The organism is Porticoccus hydrocarbonoclasticus MCTG13d, assembly GCF_000744735.1.
GTDB classification, from domain to species: Bacteria; Pseudomonadota; Gammaproteobacteria; order Pseudomonadales; family Porticoccaceae; genus Porticoccus; species Porticoccus hydrocarbonoclasticus.
Genome location: NZ_JQMM01000001.1, coordinates 623,240 through 646,930, shown reverse-complemented (window position 1 = coordinate 646,930; position 23,691 = coordinate 623,240). Strand labels below are relative to the sequence as shown.

25 protein-coding genes are annotated in these 23,691 nt (G+C 51.3%); 9 read left to right on the top strand and 16 right to left on the bottom strand.

Going from position 1 to position 23,691, the window contains the following annotated elements; all coding sequences use genetic code 11:
* Nucleotides 1-19: 19 nt before the first annotated feature.
* The 3 genes from U740_RS03170 to U740_RS03160 form a co-directional block, all read right to left on the bottom strand.
* Entirely contained in the window at nucleotides 20-1,135 is a 1,116-nt protein-coding gene (locus U740_RS03170; protein WP_036858902.1) for a phosphoserine transaminase, read from the bottom strand.
* Between the two features lie 172 nt (nucleotides 1,136-1,307).
* Complete coding sequence (locus U740_RS03165) at nucleotides 1,308-1,952, bottom strand: thiol:disulfide interchange protein DsbA/DsbL (RefSeq protein WP_036858901.1); 645 nt, start codon at nucleotides 1,950-1,952, stop codon at nucleotides 1,308-1,310.
* A gap of 106 nt (nucleotides 1,953-2,058) precedes the next feature.
* Complete coding sequence (locus tag U740_RS03160) at nucleotides 2,059-2,697, bottom strand: c-type cytochrome (RefSeq protein ID WP_036858899.1); 639 nt, start codon at nucleotides 2,695-2,697, stop codon at nucleotides 2,059-2,061.
* Between the two features lie 132 nt (nucleotides 2,698-2,829).
* On the opposite strand from U740_RS03160, the gene yihA reads away from it, so the two are divergent.
* Nucleotides 2,830-3,441: a ribosome biogenesis GTP-binding protein YihA/YsxC gene (yihA, locus tag U740_RS03155; protein ID WP_036858898.1), complete on the top strand. Its 612-nt coding sequence runs from the start codon at nucleotides 2,830-2,832 to the stop codon at nucleotides 3,439-3,441.
* Nucleotides 3,442-3,882: 441 nt separating this feature from the next.
* Here yihA and polA read toward each other — a convergent pair whose 3' ends face one another.
* Entirely contained in the window at nucleotides 3,883-6,603 is a 2,721-nt protein-coding gene (gene polA, locus U740_RS03150) for a DNA polymerase I (protein ID WP_036858896.1), read from the bottom strand.
* A gap of 112 nt (nucleotides 6,604-6,715) precedes the next feature.
* Between polA and U740_RS11775 the strand changes: the two genes are divergently transcribed.
* Complete coding sequence (locus U740_RS11775) at nucleotides 6,716-7,678, top strand: phosphotransferase (protein ID WP_051921167.1); 963 nt, start codon at nucleotides 6,716-6,718, stop codon at nucleotides 7,676-7,678.
* 6 nt (nucleotides 7,679-7,684) lie between these two features.
* On the opposite strand, the gene U740_RS03140 is transcribed toward U740_RS11775, so the two are convergent.
* Entirely contained in the window at nucleotides 7,685-8,596 is a 912-nt protein-coding gene (locus U740_RS03140; protein ID WP_051921166.1) for a zinc ABC transporter substrate-binding protein, read from the bottom strand.
* A 211-nt stretch (nucleotides 8,597-8,807) separates the two neighbouring features.
* On the opposite strand from U740_RS03140, the gene U740_RS03135 reads away from it, so the two are divergent.
* From U740_RS03135 to znuB, 3 genes are read left to right on the top strand one after another with little or no spacing between them, the layout of a single operon-like run.
* Nucleotides 8,808-9,296 (top strand): Fur family transcriptional regulator, encoded by a 489-nt coding sequence (locus U740_RS03135; protein WP_036858894.1) that lies wholly within the window; start codon nucleotides 8,808-8,810, stop codon nucleotides 9,294-9,296.
* Complete coding sequence (gene znuC / locus U740_RS03130) at nucleotides 9,293-10,042, top strand: zinc ABC transporter ATP-binding protein ZnuC (RefSeq protein WP_036858893.1); 750 nt, start codon at nucleotides 9,293-9,295, stop codon at nucleotides 10,040-10,042. Before U740_RS03135 ends, znuC begins: the two co-directional genes overlap by 4 nt.
* The gene (znuB, locus tag U740_RS03125) at nucleotides 10,011-10,814 is read left to right on the top strand and encodes a zinc ABC transporter permease subunit ZnuB (RefSeq protein WP_235189804.1); all 804 of its coding nucleotides are present in this window, start codon (nucleotides 10,011-10,013) and stop codon (nucleotides 10,812-10,814) included. The genes znuC and znuB overlap by 32 nt, the downstream gene beginning before the upstream one ends.
* A gap of 23 nt (nucleotides 10,815-10,837) precedes the next feature.
* Here the strand turns inward: znuB and U740_RS03120 are convergent, their stop codons facing one another.
* From U740_RS03120 to U740_RS03100, 5 genes are all read right to left on the bottom strand, one after another.
* Nucleotides 10,838-11,464: an SCO family protein gene (locus U740_RS03120; RefSeq protein ID WP_235189803.1), complete on the bottom strand. Its 627-nt coding sequence runs from the start codon at nucleotides 11,462-11,464 to the stop codon at nucleotides 10,838-10,840.
* 76 nt (nucleotides 11,465-11,540) lie between these two features.
* On the bottom strand, nucleotides 11,541-12,452 hold the full coding sequence (gene cyoE, locus U740_RS03115; RefSeq protein WP_036858888.1) for a heme o synthase: 912 nt from the start codon (nucleotides 12,450-12,452) through the stop codon (nucleotides 11,541-11,543).
* A gap of 18 nt (nucleotides 12,453-12,470) precedes the next feature.
* Nucleotides 12,471-13,502 carry a COX15/CtaA family protein gene (locus tag U740_RS03110; RefSeq protein WP_036858887.1) on the bottom strand — a complete coding sequence of 344 codons (1,032 nt, stop codon included), beginning with the start codon at nucleotides 13,500-13,502 and terminating at the stop codon, nucleotides 12,471-12,473.
* 91 nt (nucleotides 13,503-13,593) lie between these two features.
* A complete protein-coding gene (locus tag U740_RS03105) occupies nucleotides 13,594-14,217 on the bottom strand; it encodes an SCO family protein (protein ID WP_036858884.1) in 624 nt (207 codons plus the stop codon).
* A 5-nt stretch (nucleotides 14,218-14,222) separates the two neighbouring features.
* Nucleotides 14,223-15,002 (bottom strand): SURF1 family protein, encoded by a 780-nt coding sequence (locus U740_RS03100; RefSeq protein WP_051921164.1) that lies wholly within the window; start codon nucleotides 15,000-15,002, stop codon nucleotides 14,223-14,225.
* Between the two features lie 40 nt (nucleotides 15,003-15,042).
* On the opposite strand from U740_RS03100, the gene U740_RS03095 reads away from it, so the two are divergent.
* Nucleotides 15,043-15,297: a twin transmembrane helix small protein gene (locus U740_RS03095; protein WP_036858882.1), complete on the top strand. Its 255-nt coding sequence runs from the start codon at nucleotides 15,043-15,045 to the stop codon at nucleotides 15,295-15,297.
* A gap of 78 nt (nucleotides 15,298-15,375) precedes the next feature.
* On the opposite strand, the gene U740_RS03090 is transcribed toward U740_RS03095, so the two are convergent.
* From U740_RS03090 to coxB, 4 genes are read right to left on the bottom strand one after another with little or no spacing between them, the layout of a single operon-like run.
* Entirely contained in the window at nucleotides 15,376-16,281 is a 906-nt protein-coding gene (locus U740_RS03090; protein WP_036858880.1) for a cytochrome c oxidase subunit 3, read from the bottom strand.
* A 46-nt stretch (nucleotides 16,282-16,327) separates the two neighbouring features.
* A complete protein-coding gene (locus U740_RS03085) occupies nucleotides 16,328-16,882 on the bottom strand; it encodes a cytochrome c oxidase assembly protein (RefSeq protein WP_036858879.1) in 555 nt (184 codons plus the stop codon).
* A 17-nt stretch (nucleotides 16,883-16,899) separates the two neighbouring features.
* The gene (ctaD, locus tag U740_RS03080; RefSeq protein WP_036858877.1) at nucleotides 16,900-18,453 is read right to left on the bottom strand and encodes a cytochrome c oxidase subunit I; all 1,554 of its coding nucleotides are present in this window, start codon (nucleotides 18,451-18,453) and stop codon (nucleotides 16,900-16,902) included.
* Between the two features lie 14 nt (nucleotides 18,454-18,467).
* The gene (gene coxB, locus U740_RS03075; protein WP_036858876.1) at nucleotides 18,468-19,616 is read right to left on the bottom strand and encodes a cytochrome c oxidase subunit II; all 1,149 of its coding nucleotides are present in this window, start codon (nucleotides 19,614-19,616) and stop codon (nucleotides 18,468-18,470) included.
* A 189-nt stretch (nucleotides 19,617-19,805) separates the two neighbouring features.
* Here coxB and U740_RS03070 point away from each other — a divergent pair, with 189 nt between their 5' ends.
* Nucleotides 19,806-21,134 (top strand): MATE family efflux transporter, encoded by a 1,329-nt coding sequence (locus U740_RS03070; protein WP_036858874.1) that lies wholly within the window; start codon nucleotides 19,806-19,808, stop codon nucleotides 21,132-21,134.
* Between the two features lie 71 nt (nucleotides 21,135-21,205).
* Nucleotides 21,206-21,859, top strand: coding sequence for a hypothetical protein (locus tag U740_RS03065; protein ID WP_036858872.1), 654 nt, complete (start codon nucleotides 21,206-21,208; stop codon nucleotides 21,857-21,859).
* Between the two features lie 15 nt (nucleotides 21,860-21,874).
* Here the strand turns inward: U740_RS03065 and U740_RS03060 are convergent, their stop codons facing one another.
* Complete coding sequence (locus tag U740_RS03060) at nucleotides 21,875-22,114, bottom strand: YheV family putative zinc ribbon protein (RefSeq protein ID WP_036858871.1); 240 nt, start codon at nucleotides 22,112-22,114, stop codon at nucleotides 21,875-21,877.
* A 136-nt stretch (nucleotides 22,115-22,250) separates the two neighbouring features.
* Between U740_RS03060 and U740_RS03055 the strand changes: the two genes are divergently transcribed.
* Nucleotides 22,251-22,796 (top strand): gamma carbonic anhydrase family protein, encoded by a 546-nt coding sequence (locus U740_RS03055; protein WP_036858868.1) that lies wholly within the window; start codon nucleotides 22,251-22,253, stop codon nucleotides 22,794-22,796.
* Between the two features lie 40 nt (nucleotides 22,797-22,836).
* On the opposite strand, the gene aroE is transcribed toward U740_RS03055, so the two are convergent.
* Nucleotides 22,837-23,685, bottom strand: coding sequence for a shikimate dehydrogenase (gene aroE / locus U740_RS03050; RefSeq protein WP_036858866.1), 849 nt, complete (start codon nucleotides 23,683-23,685; stop codon nucleotides 22,837-22,839).
* Nucleotides 23,686-23,691: the final 6 nt, after the last annotated feature.

Below are 23,691 nucleotides of genomic sequence, written 5' to 3'. Positions count from 1 at the left end.
ACGCTGCTTATACCGATCATTAACGGGAAACTTCCCGATAACCCCACTCGAGCCAGGGCATCAGTGCTTCGAGATCCGTTTTTTCGACGGTCGCACCACCCCAGATACGCAAACCGGCAGGAGCATCACGGTAGGCGCCAATATCATAGGCCACACCTTCCGCATCGAGTAGTTTAACCAGTTTTTTTACCTGATCGGCCTCCAGCGACAAAGTCAGACAGATACTGGTACTTGACCGGTTGATCGGGTCTTCCGCCAGGAAGCTTATCCAATCATGGGTCGCGACAAATTGTTCAATGACCGCCAGATTGTCGTTTGACCGTCGAACCGTTGCCTGCACACCACCGATAGACTTAACCCAATCCAGCGAATCGAGATAATCTGCCACACAGAGCATCGAGGGCGTGTTGATGGTGGCACCCTTGAAAATATCTTCAATTAACTTGCCACCTTTGGTCATGCGGAAAATCTTCGGCAGTGGCCAGGGGGGTGTATAGGTTTCCAATCGCTCAACTGCCCTGGGACTCAGAATCAGCATTCCGTGGGCACCTTCACCACCGAGTACTTTTTGCCAGCTGAACGTGACCACGTCCAGTTTTTGCCAGGGCATCTCCATGGCAAATACCGCAGAGGTGGCATCGCAAATAGTCAATCCCTCACGGCCATCACTGATCCAGTCTGCGTGGGGGACTTTGACTCCGGAAGTGGTGCCATTCCAGGTAAATACGATATCGTGTCCGGGATCGGCAAGATTTAGATCTGGCAGCTTGCCATAATCGGCACCGTAATCATTAACCCGTTCGAGTTTCAGCTGCTTGACGATATCCGTCAGCCAGCCCTGTCCAAAAGACTCCCAGGAAAATACGTCAACCGGGCGGGGGCCAAGCATCGACCAGAGCGCCATTTCAACTGCCCCGGTGTCTGATGCAGGAACCACCCCCACCCGATAACCCTCTGGCAAGCCCAGAACCTGGGCTGTTTCCTCACATACCCGCTGTAGTGCAGCCTTGCCAATAGCTGCTCTGTGGGATCGTCCAAGGGTAGCAAGATCGAGTGTGGACACATCGTAGCCCGGGCGCTTGCTGCAAGGCCCGGAAGAAAAATTTGGGTTGGCCGGCTTTTGAGTCGGTTTCATGATTGATCTGCCTGGAAGGTGAAAAGAAACGGGACATTTTAAGTGAGATTGACCACTGCACAAAGCCACTACTACATAGAAGCTACTAAATAATATTTGGGTCAGGACTTTCGCTGTACAACAACAAAGAAGTACCTACTGTGGTGAATAACGCAATGGACTTGAGCGTTCGTTATTGTCCCATCAACGAGCGTTCCTGCTGGATAAGGTAGGAAGCCACCTTCAGCATACCCTCATTGCCACCATTATCGCGACCGGAGATCCGGTACTTCCCATTCACGACCATTTCGGGTGTGCCCTGGGTGCTGTAACGCTCCTGTTTTTTAGCTGCCAGATCAACAGCCATATCGATGCCTGCCGAGTTGAAGACCTTGGTGAATCTTGCGCGATCTATACCATTGGCCTCAAACAGGTCAGCGATTTCATTCTCTGTCTTCAGTTTGGCTTTTTTGGGATTCATTTCCTCAAAAATAGGCTCATGGATCTGATCAAGTACTTTCATGGCTTTAGCAGTGAAATAAGCCTTGGCGTGGAGACGCATAGTCGGGTGCCAAATTGCAGGAACGCGGACAAACTCCACATCGTCGGGTAACGCCTGAGTCCAAGTGTTCAGCACCGGTTCGAAAGTATAGCAATGGCTACACCCGTACCAAAACACCTCTGCCACCTCGACTTTGTCGGGGTTACTGGTGGCAACCGGTTCGGCCAGCACCTCGTAATGGACACCTGCCTGGAAGGGACCTTCTGCATGGGTGGAAGACACAGCAAAGACCATCATCGCAACGGATACTATAAGAGTCGACAGCTGATTACGCATTGGCTTTTCCTTTAGACTGATTGAATTACCCTGCATAGACCACAGAGAGCGAACAGGTTCCGCTCACAGCATTAAAAAAACGGTCAGACACCAGGCAAACTGCTGTTTACTTCAATCCGGCAATGAAATTCGACACCGCTTCGATTTCAACATCATTCATCTGGGCAGCAACACCTCGCATGATTTGCGAGTCACCGTCGTTGGTACGGGCTGCCGAATTAGCGGGATCGTGGGCACCAGTGCGGAAGGCACGTAGCTGTTTGGCGGTGTATTCGGCAAACTGACCGCCCAATGCCGGATAACCCGCAGGGTTGTTACCATTACCCGCAGGGGAGTGGCAGCCGGTACAGGCTGGCACACCGGTTTCGATGTTGCCTCCACGGTAGATGCGCTCACCAAGGTCGAGGTCGGTTTCTTTGGCGCCGGCCATTTGAATGGTCTTGGACGCATAATAGGCCGCCATATCCTGCAGGTCCTGTTCAGATGCGTTACTCAGCATACCGGTCATTTCAGGAATCACACGATCACCCGCTTTGATATCTTGCAGTTGCTTGGTCAGATACTTCTCACCTTGGCCAGCCAGCTTCGGGAAGGTCGCCATGGCACTGTTGCCATCGGCACCATGACAGCCAGCACACATCGCTGTTTTAGCCTGGCCGGCTGCAGCATCCCCTGCCGCAAGGGCAAAAGGGGCAGCAAGGGCCGTTGTTAGTAGGGCAGTCACTGTCAGAATCATTTTTTTCATTGGTTAATCCGCTCTCTGCATTCCGCTACAATGGGACATTCTTATTGCCTTCTAAAAAGCGGGGGCATTATATACCAAACCCCCTCCGACCTTAATAGTTGATATCAGGTTACTCCACCAAGGCTTTTCCACATGTCAGAAGAAATCTCTTTTACCAAGGCTCAATTCCTCATCAGCGCCCCGACTGTTTGGCAATGCCCGGAAGATGTCGGCAGAGAAGTTGCGTTTGCCGGACGATCCAATGCCGGGAAGTCCAGCGCCATCAATACCCTAACCAACAATAGCAAATTGGCCCGGACCAGCAAAACACCGGGACGCACACAGTTGCTCAACTTTTTTTCCCTGACCGAAAACTGTCGCCTGGTGGATTTGCCCGGTTACGGCTTCGCCAAAGTACCAAAGGCCATGAAACAGGCGTGGGATCGCAACCTCGCCGAATATCTGCAACAACGCCGATCCCTGAGAGGCCTTGTGATGCTGATGGATATTCGCCATCCACTGCAGGAATATGATTGGCAGATGATCGGCTGGGCCACACAGTCTGCCATGCCGGTTCATCTATTGCTCACCAAGGCGGACAAATTGAACAATGGACCCGCTAAAACAGTACTTCTGACGGTCAAGCGCGAGCTGGCCAAAGCCGGTTTCGGGGATGAGGTGACGGTACAAACCTTTTCATCGCTCAAGAAAGCGGGCATTGAGCAATTAAAACTGGTGATTCAATCCTGGTTGATCGAACAATAACCCTCATTCGAAAATAAGCCGTGTAAAAAAAACCCTGACCATTGAGATCAGGGTATGCTTTGCTGTTGCTTGGGGTTTACAAACCTTGCATTTAACTTGGGGAGAAAATAGCAATGTTGCTTGTATTCATTTGTCTCTCCTGCCGATGAAAAGTTCCATTTTGGTAGGAAGTTTTTTATTCAGGGCCTTTTTTTGTGGCGCCAACAGGGCAAAAAAAACCCTGACCATTGAGATCAGGGCGTGCTTTGCTGTTGTTTGGGGATTAACGAGCTTTGCATTTAGTTTGGGGAGAACAAAGCAATATTTGCTTGCTCGTAAGGTTAGTCAGTAATTTATGGCTTGAGTTCCCGGCAAATTTAAAAAATTTAAGGGGCTGATTATACGATGCCTTTTAGACCCGGCATTGTATGGCTTTTCTGGTTTGATAAAGTGCCAAAACGCTCAATGTGCCTCATCCCAGTTATCCCCGACACCCACATCGACAATTAGCGGTACATCAAGCCGGGCGGCATTGCTCATGCGCGTCTTGAGGCCAGACAACACGTCCTCCAATTCGTCCTGGGGAACCTCCAGAATCAGTTCATCGTGCACTTGCATAATCATCCTGGTGTTGAGCTTTTTATCGGCCAACCACTGATCGACGCTGATCATTGCCAGTTTAATGATATCGGCCGCTGTTCCCTGCATCGGGGCGTTGATCGCGGTACGCTCTGCCGCCTGCCGACGCATCCCGTTACTGGCCCTGATTTCAGGCAGATGCAAGCGCCTGCCAAACAGTGTCTCAACATAACCTTGTTCGGCTGCCCGTTTTCGGATGGAGTCCATATAAGCCTGCACTCCAGGGTAGCGGGCAAAATACAGGTCGATATATTCCTGAGCCTGATTCCGACCAATGTGTAACTGGCGGCCCAGACCAAAGGCAGACATGCCGTAGATCAACCCGAAATTGATCGCCTTGGCACTGCGCCGTTGCTCTCCGGTCACCGAGGCCAGCTCAACACCAAAGACTTCTGCCGCGGTAGCGCTGTGTACATCGAGATTCTGTTCAAAAGCCGCTTTTAATCCGCGATCTCCCGAGAGGTGAGCCATGATTCGCAACTCGATTTGCGAATAATCGGCCGCCACTATCTTGCAACCCTCTGTGGCTACAAATGCCTGGCGAATGCGGCGTCCCTCTGCGGAGCGCACGGGAATATTCTGTAAATTCGGGTCTGAGGAAGACAACCGGCCTGTTGCCGTTACCGCCTGATGATAGGAAGTATGAATTCGTCCTGTGGCAGGATTGACGAGCAAAGGCAGCTTATCGGTATAGGTGGACTTGAGCTTGCTGAGACTGCGATGCTCAAGCAGTAATTTCGGCAGCGGATAATCCAGTGCCAACTCCTGCAGCACCTCTTCTTTGGTAGATGCGGCGCCCTTGGCCGTTTTCTTTTGTACTGGAAGTTTGAGTTTTTCAAAGAGAATGTAGCCGAGCTGTTTTGGTGAGGCCAGATTGAATTCTTCCCCCGCCAACTCAAAAGCCTGCTGCTCCAACGCCGCTATGCGTTCACCCAACTGGTCGCTCTGTTTCCGAAGTAAGTCAGCACTTACTTTTGTTCCATTTCTTTCTATTCTTGACAGAACAGGCACCAATGGCATTTCAATGGCTTGGTAAACATGCGCCAGCCCGGTGATATCCTGCAATTTTGGCCAGAGTGTTTCATGAAGTCTCAGGGTGATATCCGCATCTTCTGCCGCGTAGGGAGCGGCCTGCTCAATGGCAATCTGGTTAAAGGTGAGCTGACTGGCACCTTTGCCAGCTATATCCTGAAAGTGGGTGGTTTTTTCCCCGAGGTACTTCAATGCCAGGCTATCCATATCGTGCCGTGTTGCAGTGGAATCCAGCACATAGGATTCAAGCATGGTGTCGAAGCGGATGCCCTGCATGGCAATACCATGATTGGCCAGTACACTCATATCATATTTGAGATTTTGGCCTACCTTGGCCAGTTTTGGTGACTCGAGCAACGGCTTCAATTGTTCCAGCACCGCATCCCGATCGAGTTGCCGGGGTGCCCCCAGATAGTCGTGGGCAAGGGGGACGTAGGCGGCCTGATTCGCAGCAATTGCAAAGGAGACGCCGACAATACTGGCCTGCATGTAGTCGAGGCTGGTGGTTTCCGTGTCAAAGGCGACCAGTTCAGCCCGCTCCAATTTCTGCAGCCACTGATCGAGTTGCTGCTGAGTGAGAATCACCTGGTAGTCTTTGTCAGCGGCTGGCGACAACAAACTGTTGTCACTTTCCCCGGCAGCGAGCAATTCCTCAACCCAGCCCTTGAACTCCAGTTGGCGGAACCAGTCGAGCAGAGCGGCATTATCGGGTACGCCATTACTCAGCTCCGACAGGGTCACCATCAAAGGCACGTCGGTTTTAATGGTCGCCAGCTGGTAGGAAAGAAATGCTTGGTCCCGGTTCTCGGCAAGCTTTGCCGGTGTTTTTTTGGCGCCGCGGAAATCGAGCTCGGCAACCGCCTCCAGATTGCCGTATATGGCATCCATACCACCCAGATTTTGCAGTATGGCCAGGGCCGTTTTTTCACCGACGCCAGGGACACCGGGGATGTTGTCTGATTTGTCGCCAACCAGCGCCAGATAATCAATCATCAATTCTGGCGGAATACCGAATTTGTCGATCACCCCCTGCGGATCCATGACTGTTTCAGTCATGGTGTTGACCAGCGTAATCTGCTCTGAAACCAGTTGAGCCATATCCTTGTCACCAGTAGAGATCACCACAGGGGTCTGGTTTTGCGAGGCTTTCAGCGCAAGCGTGCCAATGACATCGTCTGCTTCCACCCCCTCTTCAACCAGCAGGGGCAACCCCATGGCACGGATAATCTGATGGATCGGTTCAATCTGCTGTCTCAGCTCATCGGGCATGGGGGGACGGTGGGACTTGTACGCTTCAAAGAGTTCATCGCGAAAGGTTTTCCCCTTCGCATCAAAAACCACCACCAGCGGGCTTCCCGGGTAGTCCTTCAACAGGCGGCGTATCATTGAGATAACCCCCTTGATAGCGCCAGTTGGCTGTCCACCCGAAGTAATCAGGGGGGGTAACGCGTGAAAAGCCCGGTAAAGGTAGGAGGACCCATCCACCAGTACGAGCGGTGTTTTATCATTCATTGGCAGGCAACTTGAGCAGAGACTTGGATGGGTGAAGCATACCCCAAATTGTTTCTTTCCAGCCAACAAGCGGCTAATCTAACCAAGAAATTCGTGAGGTATCATTAACGCCATGTCTTCGTTCCTGCTGCCAGATATCCGGACACTCAATCATTTTCTTGTCCAATACTCACCGGAAAGATTGGTCGCTGCCATTGATGCCATTTATTCAGCCCGGAATCACCTGACCTGCAGATTCAGTGTTGTCGACCCACCCGGCGACCGTTTTTTTCTCGTGGTGGCGGGAGAGGCTGCCAGAGATCGGCTCGCGTTCTCAGCTCGATTGGTGAATCACCTCCGGGGGCAACAAATCCCCGTCACGCCCTGTCTTGCCGACCACTCGGGTCATCATGTGACCAACTATGGCGAATCGCCGGCACTACTGTTTCAGTTACCGGAAGGGCATGCACCAGAGCAGCCAAATCCTTCAATATGCCAGGAAATTGGTATGTTCCTTGGCAGAATGCACTCCAGCACCCGGGGCTTCAGTGAACAGTACAGCAACCCCCGCAGCCTGATATGGCTGGATCTTGCCGCGCAGGAGGTGACAGACCAGTTATCGGTAGGTGATGCTGCGTTACTGAAAGAACAGTTGATCCGATTCAGACGGACAGCCGAGGCTGGCCCTGTGCTGCCCTCCGGCCCCCTGATAGGCAGTCTGTTTGCCGACCAGTTGATTTTCAGAGAAGCGCAACTTCAAGCCGTGACGGGGTTCTTTTTTGCCTGCACTGACTGGCTTCTGCTGGATGTGGCCCAAGCAGTTAATGAATGGTGTTGTAATCAACAGGGTGAGCTGGACCGGCAACTGACTAGCGCATTGCTGGACGCCTATGCTGCTGAGAGACCTTTCACCGCAGTGGAAAATCAGTATTGGCAAGACATTTTATGTTTCTCTGCCACCCGATTCTGGATCTCCAGACTATTAAGCTCACTCCTTCCCGAGCACGGCGACACGCTGTCGATAAAACGTGATCCGGCTGAATACAAGGAAAAACTTCGCCGCCGGATTGTCGGTTACATACCCCTGCCTGATTAACCGCACCTATTCACCCAGGCAACCGACAAATGCGTCCACAACACCCTCTATCAGCGCTGGATATCCCCCCTTTACTGAATCCAGGTGGATACCCAGGGGGTCGAGCTCGGCACTTTTTGCCCCCAGTTGCTGCGCCAACCGGGAGGCGGCCTTACTGTCCAGTTGCGGCTCACTGAAGACACAGCCTACTTCCTGCCCCAACGCCAACATTTCCCCGTAGTGGCGGATGCCCTGTGTTACCCCGCTGGACAACTGCATCATAGCCAACTGCGTCAGTCCGTAATGAGCGACAAAATGACTATAGCCATCATGCATGACGATAAAACCGCGTTCGCGCAAACCCGCAAGCCGCTGCCTGTTCACTGAGTCCAGTTGAGTAACCACCTTGGTAAACGCCTCGAGGTTCTGATCAAAAATGGCCTGCTCGGCAGGGTATTTCCTGGTCAGCTCCGCCGCAATCGCCCGGGCAATCACGATTCCGTTAACCGGATTGAGCCAGACATGTAAATCCCGTGTGAGACCATCATGCGTATGTCCGTGTGAGTGCTCCGGGGTTTTTTCAGTGTGTTCCGGTGGCCAAATCAGCCCGCTTAATTCAGCGATCTGTAACTGCGAGTCAGGCAGTTGTGCCAGGGGTTTCTGCAACACAGACTCAAAGTGTGGACCAATCCAAATGATCAGTTTGGCAGACCTTAGTGCACGAAGATCGGAAAATTTTAGCGAGTAGTCATGGGGGGAAATATTTGCCGGCAATAACACGTTGACCGCAACGCTTTCGCCAGCAATCGCCTCAGCTATGGCAGCAAGAGGTTTGATGGAAGCGATCACTTCTGGGACTTCATCTGCAATGACCCTGCTTGCCAGCATTGCGCCAGCAATCAAGAGGGCGATCCCATGTGTATATGTCTTCTTTTTCATTATCTATTGCTATATTGTTTCATCAATAGGGATTCAACTACAGGCCGTGAAAGTATACTGACTGCCAGGCTTTGGAGCCATAAATGGTTCATATCGTGGCAGCCAAAGCTAAATGCAATAATATATCAATTTTACCTATTTTTGAGTTCAACTGTATTCTCAAGTACAGAATAAACAGTACAAAGTAACATCTTTTCTGAAGAGACTAGAAATGCTGACCAACTCTCGAATCGCTTATCACCGCCATGACCACAAACGCTGTATCAATGCAGCACTGTGCCGTGCAAGGGAACTTTGTGATGCCAGAAAAGCCCGGTTCACGCCGATACGTGAAACAGTTCTGAAAACCATATGGGCCAGTCACCGCCCACTCGGCGCCTATGACATAGTCGACCAGATGTCGCAATCAGAAACGTCTGCTCCTCGTATTTTGCCACCCACGGTTTATCGAGCGATTCAATTCCTGCTGGACCAGGGCCTGATTCATCGCCTCTCGTCCCTGAACGCCTACATAGGCTGTCCCTTTCCCGGTAATTACCACAGTGATTTTTTTCTCATCTGTGAGCAATGTGGTTCAACGGCAGAGTGCAGCGACGACCAGGTGGATCATGCCGTCAAACATGCCGCCGGACGGGCAGACTTTCAGGTGGGGTCAAAGGTGATTGAAATTGTCGGTATCTGCCCGGAGTGCCAAGTGTGAAGTCGCCACTGATCGAACTCAGCGCCATCGGACATGCCTTTCGGGGAAACCGCGTTTTATCAGACGTCAGCCTGACCATCGAAACAGGACAGATTATTACACTGATTGGACCGAATGGGGCCGGCAAAACCACCCTGGTCAAAATTGTCCTCAGTTTACTCAAACCGGATCTCGGTACAGTGACCCGGGCCCCAGACCTGCGTGTCGGGTACATGCCACAAAAACTACATATCGATCCGACACTGCCCATTACGCTAAGGCGTTTTCTGTCACTGGCAGAACCCAGCTTGCAGCTCTGCCTCAATGCACTGGCCGAGGTCGGCATTGAGAAATTGATTGAGATGCCTTTGCAATCTCTGTCCGGCGGCGAAATGCAGCGGGCTCTGCTGGCCCGGGCTATCTTGCGAAAACCCAATTTACTGGTACTCGATGAACCGGTTCAAGGGGTGGACGTGATCGGCCAGGAAGGTCTTTATCGCCTGATCGGGCAACTCCGGGATCGGCTGGACTGTGGTGTGCTGATGGTCTCCCACGATCTGCATCTTGTGATGTCTGCCACGGACGAAGTTATCTGCCTCAACCAGCATGTCTGCTGTCATGGGCACCCCGACCAGGTCAGTACAAACCCGGCTTTTATTGAGCTTTTCGGCAGCAGGACCGCGCCCTACACGCACCACCACGATCACAGTCATGACTCGGAAGATAATAGCGGCAATGTCCATTCTGGAGACGGCCACCATGATTGATGTTTTGCTTTACGCCCTGCTGGCAGGGCTGGGAGTTGCCATGGTCACCGGTCCACTGGGCGCCTTTATTGTCTGGCGACGCATGGCCTATTTTGGCGATACCCTCGCTCACTCTTCCCTACTGGGGGTGGCGCTGGCTCTGCTGATGTCCATTAACCCAACCCTGTCGGTAATCATTGTCTGCCTGGTACTGGCGCTAATTCTGGTGGTATTGCAACAACAGCAAAATCTGGCCTCAGATACTCTGCTGGGAATTCTTTCACATACCTCGCTGGCCATTGGTCTGGTGGCAATCTCACTGATGCCCTCTGTCAAAGTCGATTTGCTGGGCCTTTTGTTTGGCGATTTATTGACCGTGACAGCGCAAGATATTGTGATTATCTACAGCATTGGTTCCGCGTCGATTTTATTGATGATATTCCTCTGGAGACCGCTCCTGTCTATCACGATCCATGAAGAACTGGCCAGGGTGGAAGGTATACCGGTAACGGCTGTTCGATCAGCTTTTATGTTGATAATTGCCCTGGAAATTGCCATTGCGATGAAGGTCGTGGGAATTCTGTTGATCACATCGCTACTGGTTATACCCGCCGCCACGGCGAGACGCTTTGCGCGAACCCCGGAGCAGATGGCCTTACTGGCCAGCCTCATGGGCTGTATGGCCGTCATCTGCGGGCTATCAAGCTCCTGGTTTCTAGACACGCCTGCCGGGCCATCGATCGTACTTTGTGCCGGTGGGCTGTTTTTACTCTCATTGATTAAAAAGCAGTGAACCCAGCGAGGGCACCATCAAAGTTAATGTCGAAATGAAGCAATAATCGAGCGCAAAGTCAGGCGCATCTGTTCTTCTTCAAAGGGTGGCTTGAGGAAACCGTGGTAGTCTCCATAGGGGTTAACAAGCACCATGTTACCACTGTGATCTATGGTGTAATCACCACCTTCCAGCTCGACTTTCGTAAAGGCGACATTCATCTCAGTGGCCAGCTTGAGCAACACATATCTGTCGCCGGTGGCACCAACAAATTCCGGGTTGAAGTAAGGCACATACTCAGCAAGTTTATCTTTGGTATCCCTTTCCGGATCCAGCGAAATCAGGACGATCTGGAGTTTTTCCTGCTCTTCGGGTTCGAGACCGGCGTACATCCTGGCAGCCGAAGCCATAGCCGTGGGGCAGATATCGGGGCAGTGGGTGAATCCAAAAAACAGCAGTGACCACTTACCTTTCAGACTGTTTTTGTCGAACACTTCGCCGCGATGGTCGGTTAACTGAAATTCACTGAACTGACGGGGTGTATCCAGCAGAACAGTGCCATTGGCCTGTAGTTCCTGTTGGCTAAGGACGCGAGGCTGATTCAGTTTGAAAGCAAAACCAGCAACCACCAACGCAATAAAAACAACCAATACCGCGACTGTCAGCTTCACGCTGCCCCTATCTTTTTGACTGGCTAACACGTTGGATATCTCACTTATTTTGGATATGGCTTTTCAAAACCCCTTACTAGGGAAAGAATGCGGGGACCGTAATCAGGTAGTGATCGAGCAACATAATCACAAACAGCGCCATCAGGTAGATGATCGAGTACTTAAAAGTATCCATTCCCGCATTGGCTTTTTTGCCGACCATCATGACAATGGCCCAATAAATGAACCCGATCCCGAGCGCCAATGCCCCCAGCAGGTATAGCCAACCACTCATACCGGTCACAAAGGGAAGTACGCTAATTACCAGCAACATCAGGGTGTATAGGAGAATATGTAGCTTGGTGTATTTTTCACCGTGGGTAACCGGCAGCATTGGAATATCCGCCTTGGCGTATTCGTCCTTGCGGTGTATTGCCAGCGCCCAGAAATGCGGTGGTGTCCAGGCAAAAATAATCAGCACCAGCAGCAGTGCATGCCCGTGGATTTCGCCTGTTACCGCCGTCCAACCCAGCAGCGGGGGAGCAGCACCCGCCAAACCACCTATTACAATATTCTGAGGTGTGGCGCGTTTCAGGAACAGAGTGTAGACACCGGCATAGCCCACCAGCGATGCCAGAGTCAGCCAGGCAGTGAGTGGGTTAATGTAGACCAACAGAATAGCCATGCCCAGCAGGCCGAGCACAGTGGCAAATACCATAGCCTGGACTGGTTCGACACGACCTTTTGCCACTGGACGATTGACCGTCCTGGCCATTTTAGTATCAATTTGGCGATCCACAACATGGTTAACCACGGCGGCAGCCCCGGCGCAGAGAGCAATTCCGAGATTACCTAAAATCAGCACATTGACTGGCACCATACCCGGCACCGAGAGGAACATACCAATCACAGTAGTGAGAATCATCAACGCTACTACGTTGGGTTTCGTGAGCTCCAGATAGTCGCGCCAGACCGCTTTTTCCATCTCGACCCCTGATTCATTTATCATTTAAAACTCCTGTACCTATCATTCCAGCCTGGCTGTCCAGGTTCTGGCAGCGATTGTGACCAATACCAGCAGTAACAGGACACTTGCCAGATGATGCATCAATGCCATAAGCAGTGGTGACATCAGAAAAATATTACTGACCCCGAGGACAATCTGCACAGTCAAAACTGCCAGTGTTATCAACCCCATACAGCGAAACTGAGTACTTTTAATTGTGAACAGTCGCACCGCAAAACCAACCATCAACAACCCAAGGATCAAACCACCTAGGCGATGTATGACATGAATGGCTACTCGCGCTTCACTTTCCAGCTTCCCGCCCAAGTAATTGGGTCCGATCGTTTGCATTAGGTTAAAACCGTTTTTGAAATCCATGTCAGGCCACCATTCACCCTGACAAGTTGGAAACTCGACACAGGCAAAAGCAGCATAGTTGGCGCTCGTCCATCCCCCCAGAAATATCTGTAACAGGGTTACGATTACCACCACTAGCAACCAGGATTTAACGCTGCCCAACCGATCCATTACTTCCGGAGAAAGTCGCCACTCGCGACCACTCAGGCGGAGGGTCAGTAACCATAACAGCGAACAAGTCACCATGCCAGTGAGTAGATGAAGCGTCACAATCTGTGGCCACAATTTTAATGTGATAGACCACATGCCAAACAGGCTCTGCCAGACTACCAAGAACAAAATAAATGTTGGCAGCCGAAAAGGGTAGCCTTCATCTTCCCTGCGCAACCAGGAGATGACAGCCAGTGCAATCGCCAACAAACCCAGCACAGCCGCTGCATACCGGTGGACCATATCAACCATGCTTTTCTGGTGTTCGACCAGGTTTTCGGGATACAGTCGTTCGGCTCGAGCGATAGCATCGGGATTGCTAGGCCATGAAAAATGGCCATAGCAGCCCGGCCAGTCGGGGCAACTCAACCCGGCATCCGTCAGGCGGGTAAAAACACCGAGTAGCAAAACGACCACTGACAGGACAGTGGCGGTTACAGCCAATCTGAACCCGGCCTGGCGTTGTTTGGGGGAATTTGTAGACATCAATTACCGTACTGACGTGGTTTATTTACTTCACTAAAGCACCATGACTTAAGTGGCAAGCTGGCAACGTTCTTTGATCTGGCAAATGCTTTCAGCCGGGCGAGTATTTCATCAGGTGCTCTATATCCTCGATCAACTCCTTACCAGCATTGGCCAAGGTGTACGACATCATGATCAGGCCCTCCTGGTCTACGAGATAGGCTCTCAGGGGTGCGTCCTCCATAAACAGAGGTGCATTGGTAGCCTCCAATAACTGCTCCAGCTCGTCCTGCTTGCCATGAACAACGGTCAGATAGGGGTGTTCCTCCATATAACGCTCTGTTTCCGAATCAATTTCATCATCCAACGCGATGTAGACCCGCTCGAAACGGCGACTGTATTTTCCCAGACTGATATGAACCTGTCTGGTGGTATGAAGTAGCTCACGACATTCATCAATACATTTGCCAGCACCAGGAATAATCAGGCGCCATTTTATTTTTTGCTCGGAAAATACCCAGGGCCTGCCATCCCCCGTCTTCAGGTTCAGATCCGTCATGGATACGGCCGGAACTACAAACTCACCAAAATTGGTTGTCCCCAAGCGAGCCAATAAACTATTTCGCTCATCAGACGTTTTCGGAAACAGCAGAAAACCGGCCACAATAACCCCGGACAAAACTCCGATCATGATCAATATTGGCCAGTAGCCTGGCTGGGCCCGATTCTCGGTCATTACCATTACTCCGTTTTTTTACGTGTATATGACTTGCGATGCTTTAGGACAGCACCAAGATTTGAGTTGGCGAATAAAGTCAGAAGGAGCAGCGCTATGGATAATGCCGACCACTGAACCGCATATCCCGTGTGCATCCCCGGCACCACATTCACTACCTGCCACCCGGTTTCAAGCGCTCCCGGCATGCCTGCATCGAGCCGCAGCGTAAAATCATAAAAAGGGATGGCCAATTTTTCCGAGACTTTTTTCGGTGCCGCATTCTGAATGATTTTCGGTCCGTCGCCCTCTCTCCACTTATCTTCGCCCAACATCAGCTGTTTGCCCGGAGAGCGGTACAGATAACCTACCAGGGTCACTTTGCCGGGCACCGCACCCACATCGGGCAAAACACTGCGATCAAGCCCCCCCGGCAACCAACCCCGGTTCACCAAAAACCAGCCATTCTGAGAAGATTCAAACGGACTGATAACTTCATAGCCCGGACGCCCGTTGCGAACCTGATTGTCTATCAACAGAGGAGACCGGTTATCATATTCACCTTCAAGATGAACACGAACATACTGCTGATCAGAAAACCTCATTGCCTCGGCTATGGAAACCGGTGCTGCAATCTTTTTCTGTCGATAGGTTTCCAGTAGCACGTGCTTTTCATCGGCACGCTCCAGTTGCCAAAAGGCAAGACTCATTGTGATTGGGAAAAAAATGCCCGCGAATAGCAATATTTTCCAGTTCCACTGCCACTGGAAGGAAATTTTAGCTTGCTGCTGCGGTTCAACTGGCATCTGTGTTTAAATAAATTCTCTGAAGATCGGGACTACTTTAATGTTACTTAAAACCATCATTGTCTTTTTATTCATTGCAGTTCTTATCAGCTTGAGTAGTGCACTGGTTTTTCTGATGAAAGACGTAGGCAATCCGAGTAAAAGAACCCTTTATGCTCTCGGCGTACGGGTCATACTGGCTGTTGCACTAGTGGGGACAATTGCCTGGGGCATCTACTCCGGACAACTTACCAGCAAAGCCCCCTGGGATCGCCAACTACACCCCGAGCGGGTCGCTCCGCAAATGCATCAATAGGTTTTTCTTCTACAGAGTGAGAAAAAAGCGGCCAGGGGAACCCTGACCGCTTTTTATTGCATCCCAAAAAATGCTGAATCAGGCAAGCACGTAGACAAAAATAAACAAACCGACCCAGACCACATCAACAAAGTGCCAGTACCAGGAGGCTGCCTCAAACCCGAATTGATCGTCGGGACTAAAGTGGCCCTTGAGTCCACGTAGGAACATTATCAACAACATGATAGTTCCCATGGTCACGTGAGCACCGTGGAATCCCGTCAGCATAAAGAACGTTGTTCCGTAAATGCCTGACTCCAGAGTCAGGCCCATATGTTGATAAGCGTGAATGTATTCTTCTACCTGAAGCACAATAAAGATGGCACCGAGAAGAACAGTGACTCCCAACCATAAATTGAATTTTGCGCGATTACTGTTTTTCAGTGCGGTGTGAGCAATGTGTACAGTTACACTCGAAGAAAGCAGAACAATCGTATTCCACAGTGGCAACCACCCCAGCAGGTTGGCCCAACCCGGAAAACTCATATGCTGCTCAGGACCCATGAATTGGGCATTCTCGCCATTGACGGCCATATCCGGCGTAGTCATCAGAGGCCAGGCGGGCTCGAAACCTTCCCACAGCAAATCGTTGCCTGCATGACCACCTTCACCGCCCAACCAGGGCAATGCCAGTACGCGCACATAAAACAGGGCCCCAAAGAAACAGGCAAAGAACATCACTTCAGAAAAAATAAACCAGCTCATCCCCCATACATAGGAACGCTTGAGCTGAGCACTGTTCATTCCAGCCATATTTTCGTGAATAACAGTACTGAACCAGTTGTAGAGGGTAAACACCATCACAATCGCACCAGCCAGTAACACCAGTGCCGAACCACCCTGCACCCAACTCCCAGCACCATAGGCCATCAGACCCATCCCCAGTGCCGCCAGTACAGGCAACTTACTTTGTTCAGGAACGTAATAGCTGCTCTCTGTAGACATTACTTTTTCTCCATCAACGCCAACCCTGATGGGTCGGTTCTTATCATCAGTTTAATTTTGCTACTGAACCGTCATTCACACGATCCGTTATATCAAAAAGGGTATAGGACAGCGTGATTGTCTTAACCGCCCTGGGCAGATCACGATCCACTATAAACACCAACGGTAAATCGGCTTCTTCACCCGCTTTCAGTGGTTGCTGGTTAAAGCAGAAACACTCGGTCTTATGGAAATAGGAGGCTGCATTAAAGGGTGTAACATTGGGAATTGCCTGAGCAACCATATCCCGATGCGTGCTGTTTTTCGCATAAAACACCACCTCAGTCGCTTCTCCTGGATGAACCACCACCTCATATACCTTGGGCGAAAATTGCCAGGACATAGCGGCATTGTTCGTAGCAACGAACTGCACCTTGACCGTCCTGCTGGTATCAATACCCGCTTCAGAAGCCACATAAGGGCCCGATGTTTTGCCACCAATACCGGTGACCTCACAGAACATGTCGTACAGCGGCGGCATGACAAACAGGGCAAACAGGAACATGCAGACCACTCCGACAAGCAGTTTGGATATCAGTGGTCTGGTTGAGTTGGCCCACATGTCCGTTTATTTTCCTGTTATTTGACGATCGGCGCTGTACTGAAGGTGTGGTACGGAGCTGGCGTGGCAACAGTCCACTCCAGACCTTCTGCACCTTCCCAGGTTTTTGGTTCACTCACGGGTTTACCAGATCTGATGGTCCGAACAACATTGAACAGGAACAACAGCTGGGCAGCACCGTAGATGAAGGCACCAATACTGGAAATCATATTCCAGTCAGAGAACTGCAGTGCGTAGTCGGCGTAACGACGAGGCATGCCAGCTAGACCCAGGAAGTGCTGGGGGAAGAAGGTCACGTTGAAACCAATGAACGAAATCCAGAACTGCACCTTGCCCATCGTTTCGTTGTACATCCGTCCACACCACTTGGGCAGCCAGTAATAGACAGCGGCGGTGGCAGAAAATAACGAGCCGGCAACCATCACGTAGTGGAAGTGGGCCACCACGAAGTAGGTATCGTGATATTGGACATCCGCAGGCGCAATAGCCAACATCAAGCCGGTAAAGCCACCGATGGTAAACAGAATCACAAATGCTATGGCAAACAGCATCGGTGTTTCATAGGACAGGGAGCCCCTGAACATGGTGCTGATCCAGTTGAACACCTTGGCGGCCGTAGGCACGGCAATTAGCATGGTGGCATACATGAAGTACAGCTGCCCACCCACTGGCATTCCCACCAGGAACATATGGTGTGCCCATACGATAAACGACAGGAAGGCGATGGATGCTGTTGCATACACCATGGAGCTGTAGCCAAACAATGGCTTGCGGCTGAATGTCGGAATGATGTGTGAAATCACACCAAAGGCCGGCAGGATAATGATGTATACCTCGGGATGACCAAAAAACCAGAACACGTGCTGGAACAATACCGGGTCACCACCACCCGCTGCATTAAAGAAGCTAGTGCCAAAATTGATGTCCATCAGCATCATGGTCACAGCACCCGCCAGTACCGGCATCACAGCAATCAGAAGGAATGCGGTAATCAACCAGGTCCAAACGAACATCGGCATTTTCATCAATGTCATGCCAGGTGCGCGCATGTTCAGCACGGTAGCAATAATATTAATGGAGCCCATGATCGAAGAAGCGCCCATGATATGAATGGCAAAGATAAAGAAATTCACCGAATCAGGAGCATAGGTTGTCGACAGCGGTGCATAGAATGTCCAACCAAAGTTGGGACCACCGCCATCCATGAACAGGGTGGAGGTCAGCATCAGAAAGGCAAAGGGTAGAATCCAGAAACTGAGGTTGTTCATCCTCGGCAACGCCATATCCGGTGCCCCAATCATCATCGGGATCATCCAGTTTGCCAAGCCGACAAATACCGGCATGATGGCACCAAATACCATTACCAACCCATGCATTGTCGTCATCTGGTTAAAAAATTCGGGTTTGACGAGTTGCATACCGGGCTGGAACAGCTCGGCACGAATCACCATGGCAAAAAAGCCACCCAACAGAAACATGGCAAAACTAAACCATAGGTACATCGTACCGATGTCTTTGTGGTTCGTGGTAAATAGCCAGCGGCCAATACCTTTTGCGGGACCGTGTGCCATGACTTAATCCTCCTTTATTGGCCTTGCTTATGTTTGAGAATATCGATGGGCTGCACGACATCACCGGTATTATTACCCCAGGCATTGCGCTCATAGGTAACAATCGCAGCAATATCCACCTCTGACAACTGACCACCGAAAGCCTGCATCGCCGTTCCCGCTTTACCATTCACCACGATATCGATATGTGAAGTAATGTCGCCAGTGGTTATAGCACCACCAATCATTGAGGGGAATACACCGGCGATACCCTGACCGTTCACCTGGTGACAGGCAGCACAAGAGCGATCGTAAGCCTCTTTCCCCTGAGCCATCAACTCGTCCATCGTGAAGGTTTTTTTGGACAGTTCACGTTCTGCGGCAGTGGCTTCTTTTTTCTCTGCCAGCCAGGAATTATAGGCTTCTTTTTCAAGCACATTGACCACAACTGGCATAAAGGCATGACCTTGGCCACAAAGCTCGGTACAGGCTCCACGGTAGATACCCGGCTCATTGACATAGGCCCAGGTTTCGTTGACCAAACCGGGAATAGCATCTTTTTTGACACCGAGATCAGGCAACCACCAGGAATGGATCACGTCTTTCGCCGTTATCAGGAAACGCACCTTGGTATTGGCCGGTATCACCAAGGGTTCACTCACCTCCTGAACGTAATACTGGCTCTTAGGCGCTGTGTTATAGATTTCAGATTCGGGCGTGGCCAGTTCGCTCATGAAGGAGACATCCTGACCAAGATACTCATACTGCCATTTCCACTGATAACCGGTGACCTTGATGTCCATCTCGGCTTCACTGGCATCATACACCTGTAGTAGCGCGCTGGTTGCCGGAATCGCCATAACGATCAGCAAAACGGCTGGAATTACGGTCCAGACAATCTCAGCTGTGGTATTTTCATGGAAGTTTGCAGCAACGGCACCCTTGGACTTGCGGTGTGCATACATGCTGTAAAACATCACGCCAAATACGCCAACCGCGATCACCACGCAGATCCAGAAAATGATCATGTGAATATCGTAGATTGCGTTGCTCACAGGGGTTACCCCCTTGGGCATATTGACAGCCCAACGCTGTGCATCATCTGCCAATGCTTTGCCAAAAGTGGCCAAGAACATCGCAGGGGCTAGCAGCAGCGCGAAAAGCATACGTGCTCTTCTTGACATCGCCCTATCTCCAGTCAATAAGTTATTGTTTCTAGTTATGAATTTCATCCTGCGAGAGCCAAACAGCTTCTCTGGACACGAAAAACCGGGCGAGTATACCAGATTCTTTCCGCACCGCTCCAGACTATTCCGCCCAAAGAATGAATGCTTTTTCTGGCAGAATGGCCTCTTTAGCCGCCCAGGGACAAAATGAAATCACCGCTTATCCAACAAAAAGTTTTAGTGATCGCCCTGCCTATGACCCTGGCAAGCATCAGTATCCCTACCCTGGGCCTCGTTGATACCGCGATTCTCGGTCATCTGGCAAATGCCCGTTTTCTCGCTGCCGTGGCTGCGGGCAGTAGTGTACTGACCATGCTGTTCTGGTTGTTTGGATTTCTGCGGATGGGCACTATCGGCGTAACCGCCAGGGCCTGGGGTGCCGGAGATACATCCCGCTGCGTTGAAGTGTTGGCTCAATCACTGGTGATAGCATTCACTCTCGGGATCCTGTTGATCCTGTTGCGGCAACCCCTCCTCACCCTGATTCTCGATCTGATCAAACCCTCCGCTGCAGCCAGACCACTGACCATGGAATACTGCCAGATTCGCATTCTGGCTGCTCCCGCCACCCTCGCCACCTTCTGCGCGATGGGCTGGCTGCTCGGGCTGCAGCGAGCCGGTACCACGCTGTTCCTTATGCTATTCGTCAACCTCACCAATGTTGGTTTTGATTTTCTGTTCATAGTCGGAATGAAACTGAACAGTGCCGGAGCGGCATGGGCCTCCTTAACTGCGGAATATCTCGGTTTGGCACTCGCACTGCTACTGGTGACAGTGACCATACGCCAGCTCCAAACACCGATCAGGTCAATGCAACTGACACAATGGTCCAGATATCGAGAGCTGTTCAGGGCTAACCGTCATCTGTTCGTCCGCACAGCCTGCCTTGTATTCATCATGACTTTTTTCACCGCCCAGGGAGCACGGCAGGGTGATATCATTCTCTCGGCCAATGCCATCCTGATGCAGTTAATACTGCTGGTGGCGTTTACACAGGATGGGTTTGCGCATGCCGCCGAGTCCCTTGCCGGGCATGCCATCGGCAAAAAAGACCTCAAAGACTTTTACCGTATTTGTCTGACTACCACTGCCTGGGGTTTGGTTATCGCCTTGATCGCCACTCTCATTTACGGGTTTTTCCCGGACATCATTATTGGCGCGATTACGAACCTGCCAGAGGTTTTCCCTGCGGTGAAAACCTATTGGCCCTGGCTGACAGCCATGCCACTGGTCGGCCTTGCCTGCTTTATGGCGGACGGTATTTTCATCGGCAGTGGCAAAACCCGCGCAATGCAGGACAGCATGCTGATAGCGTCTTTTCTCGTTTTTTTGCCACTGTGGTACTTTTCAGCCCCGCTCGGCAATCATGGGCTATGGTTAGCGTACCTGGGCTTTTTAGTGGCTCGCAGCATTCAGATGGTATGGTTATTTTCTCTGTTCAGTAAACGTGGCCAGTGGATCGCTCAAACATGCTGATGAACAAAAAGCAGCGCGGCTTATAGCAAGATGTTCTTTGCCTTTTTATCGGGCTCAGCTAACTTTTGACTATGGATACTGTAATCATTCGCCAGGCTATTGCCGCTGCCAAGAAGCATGAAAGGGCAACAGGACAACTTGCCAGACTACTCAAGACCCGCGTCAGCGCACTTCACAAATCCATTCAGTTGCCATCCGAAAATATCATTCCAGCGCTCCTCAATTTTATTATTCACTACATAGATCAGGTGCCGGAATTTATTGATGCGGTAGACGCCATCGCAGATGAATGCGGACTTATCGACTACATAGAACCGGTGATTTCCACTGCCAGAGAGTTTTTCATGGAACCGCCAGCCTTGGTGGCCGGTCACGAAGGACTCAATTCTCTTATGGGCGAATCCTATCTCGCCCATCGACTGGTCGAAGAGGTCAATGACCGGTTTATCTCGGGCTACAACATGCCATTGGTGCCAATGGATATGACTCGTTCAAACCTGATCATCCATCACCTGATTGGTGAACCTTTCGCTAATCAACTCGACAGCGCTGTTCATCTGATCGTGGATGAGCTGCAACAAAAAGACCTGGTGTTTGTTCCCGAGGCATGCCGGGAGGACCGCAGCAATCGGTGGGCAAGTGATCTACAGCGGTGGCCCTGTCTGATCGACAATTTATCAGTCAACCTGTTGTTCAACGGATCGGGGCAGTTATTGATCCATTGATATTGGCGGGGTTCGTCATTTTTTGGGATCGACGAGCTTCACCGTCTGAACGTCAACCCGCTTTTCCTCGGGAGAGAGATTAACCCGGGTCTCCAGTTCGCGGGGGGCGCCCTGCATAAACATCTGCTCTCGAAAATCACAGCTGACACAGGCCCTGAAATCCTTGCCATCTTCATTGAAAACCACCAGTTTATCCATCTGGTTACAGCGCGGGCAGACCGCACCTGCAATAAAACGCTTGTCAGCTTTAAACATCGAGAAAGGCCTTCCGGTCGGGGACAAGTGAAAAAATTCAACCAATCGTTATGCCAGATCGCTACAACGGCTATAAGCCAGCCACTTGGCAACGTATTATATCGCTCTAGATCCATTAGTCAGTTCAGGAGTCATGATGACAGAGAATATCCGACCCTATAAAGGTGTTTTACCCACCCTCGGCGAACGAGTTTACATTGATCCTGCAGCGACTGTGATTGGCAATGTCACTCTCGGCGATGATGTCTCAGTGTGGCCCGGGGCCGTAATTCGTGGTGACATGCACCGCATTACCGTAGGCAATCGCTCAAATATTCAGGATACCGCCATATTGCACATCACCCATGCAAGTGACTTCAACCCCGGCGGCTGGCCACTGACTATCGGCGACAACGTGATTGTCGGTCACGGCGCCATTCTTCACGGCTGTACACTCGGCAACTATATTCTGGTGGGCAATGGCGCCATCATCAATGATGGTGCTGTGGTAGAAAATGAGGTGATTATCGGCGCCGGCACAGTAGTGCCGCCCGGCAAGCATCTGGAAAGCGGCAACCTCTATGTCGGCAATCCCTGTCGGTTACTGAGACCGGTTTCTGACGAAGAGCGGGCGTTCTTTTCCTACTCCCCCGGTAATTACGTCAAACTCAAAGATCAGTATCTCGCCGAGCAAGCAGGCTGATAAGAGGTGCAATGGCCAAAAATAGGGCTGTGAAAATGTTTTATGGGGTATCCGAAGAGGCCTGGTCCATCAGCATCTGGCGGATTTCGGCAATAACCGGCGCAGTGTTCGGGCTGATACCACGCCAGAGTCGAAAGGATTCCGCCGCCTGCTCGACCAGCATGCCCAGACCATCGGCAACACCGGCGGCACCCTGCTGTCTGGCCCAACTCATAAATACCGTTGGCTGTACGGCATACATCATGTCGTAGCAACAGGCCTGGTCTGCCAGTAGACCATCGGGGAGGGGCGGTAGCTGTGCCACAAGGCTGGCACTAGTGCCATTGATGACAAGGTCAAACTGCTGACCCTCGAGCATCTCATAGTCACAACCGAGCAAGTAGCCCATTTCCGCAAATCCTTTAGCCAGTTGCAGCGCCTTGGCCAGTGTACGGTTGGCAATGACCACATGCTGTGGCAATTGTTCCAGCAAGGGCTCAAGGATCCCGCGCACTGCACCACCGGCACCGAGAACCAGCACTTTCCTGCCTTTTATCTGCCAGTTCAGGTTTTCAAGCATATCTCTGACCATACCGATGCCATCGGTGTTGTCCCCCAATACCGTGCCATCATTCTGCAGGGCCAGGGTGTTAACTGCACCCGCGTGGCGGGCACGATTCGTCAGCCTTGCAGCATAACCATAGGCCTCCTGCTTGAATGGCACCGTGATGTTAAGACCCTTGCCACCCTCTGCAAAAAAAGTGTCCGCAGCGCGATAAAAGCCATCTAGTGCCACAGATTGTTTGTCGTATTCAATCGCTTCACCCGTCTGGGCAGCAAAGGCCCGATGAATTTGCGGCGACTTACTGTGCTCCACAGGATTGCCAAAAACGGCGTAACGATCAGTCATGCTGGT

Coding starts and splice junctions, on each gene's coding strand:
- ctaD (WP_036858877.1), bottom strand. CDS start 18,453: ATGGCACACGGTCCCGCAAAAGGTATTGGCCGCTGGCTATTTACCACG.
- U740_RS11775 (WP_051921167.1), top strand. CDS start 6,716: ATGTCTTCGTTCCTGCTGCCAGATATCCGGACACTCAATCATTTTCTT.
- yihA (WP_036858898.1), top strand. CDS start 2,830: ATGTCAGAAGAAATCTCTTTTACCAAGGCTCAATTCCTCATCAGCGCC.
- U740_RS03060 (WP_036858871.1), bottom strand. CDS start 22,114: ATGTTTAAAGCTGACAAGCGTTTTATTGCAGGTGCGGTCTGCCCGCGC.
- U740_RS03095 (WP_036858882.1), top strand. CDS start 15,043: ATGTTACTTAAAACCATCATTGTCTTTTTATTCATTGCAGTTCTTATC.
- U740_RS03165 (WP_036858901.1), bottom strand. CDS start 1,952: ATGCGTAATCAGCTGTCGACTCTTATAGTATCCGTTGCGATGATGGTC.
- U740_RS03110 (WP_036858887.1), bottom strand. CDS start 13,502: ATGTCTACAAATTCCCCCAAACAACGCCAGGCCGGGTTCAGATTGGCT.
- U740_RS03170 (WP_036858902.1), bottom strand. CDS start 1,135: ATGAAACCGACTCAAAAGCCGGCCAACCCAAATTTTTCTTCCGGGCCT.
- U740_RS03070 (WP_036858874.1), top strand. CDS start 19,806: ATGAAATCACCGCTTATCCAACAAAAAGTTTTAGTGATCGCCCTGCCT.
- cyoE (WP_036858888.1), bottom strand. CDS start 12,452: ATGATAAATGAATCAGGGGTCGAGATGGAAAAAGCGGTCTGGCGCGAC.
- znuB (WP_235189804.1), top strand. CDS start 10,011: ATGTCCATTCTGGAGACGGCCACCATGATTGATGTTTTGCTTTACGCC.
- U740_RS03065 (WP_036858872.1), top strand. CDS start 21,206: ATGGATACTGTAATCATTCGCCAGGCTATTGCCGCTGCCAAGAAGCAT.
- U740_RS03160 (WP_036858899.1), bottom strand. CDS start 2,697: ATGAAAAAAATGATTCTGACAGTGACTGCCCTACTAACAACGGCCCTT.
- U740_RS03105 (WP_036858884.1), bottom strand. CDS start 14,217: ATGACCGAGAATCGGGCCCAGCCAGGCTACTGGCCAATATTGATCATG.
- U740_RS03100 (WP_051921164.1), bottom strand. CDS start 15,002: ATGCCAGTTGAACCGCAGCAGCAAGCTAAAATTTCCTTCCAGTGGCAG.
- U740_RS03135 (WP_036858894.1), top strand. CDS start 8,808: ATGCTGACCAACTCTCGAATCGCTTATCACCGCCATGACCACAAACGC.
- U740_RS03090 (WP_036858880.1), bottom strand. CDS start 16,281: ATGTCTACAGAGAGCAGCTATTACGTTCCTGAACAAAGTAAGTTGCCT.
- U740_RS03055 (WP_036858868.1), top strand. CDS start 22,251: ATGACAGAGAATATCCGACCCTATAAAGGTGTTTTACCCACCCTCGGC.
- aroE (WP_036858866.1), bottom strand. CDS start 23,685: ATGACTGATCGTTACGCCGTTTTTGGCAATCCTGTGGAGCACAGTAAG.
- U740_RS03085 (WP_036858879.1), bottom strand. CDS start 16,882: ATGTGGGCCAACTCAACCAGACCACTGATATCCAAACTGCTTGTCGGA.
- coxB (WP_036858876.1), bottom strand. CDS start 19,616: ATGTCAAGAAGAGCACGTATGCTTTTCGCGCTGCTGCTAGCCCCTGCG.
- polA (WP_036858896.1), bottom strand. CDS start 6,603: ATGAATGATAAAACACCGCTCGTACTGGTGGATGGGTCCTCCTACCTT.
- U740_RS03140 (WP_051921166.1), bottom strand. CDS start 8,596: ATGAAAAAGAAGACATATACACATGGGATCGCCCTCTTGATTGCTGGC.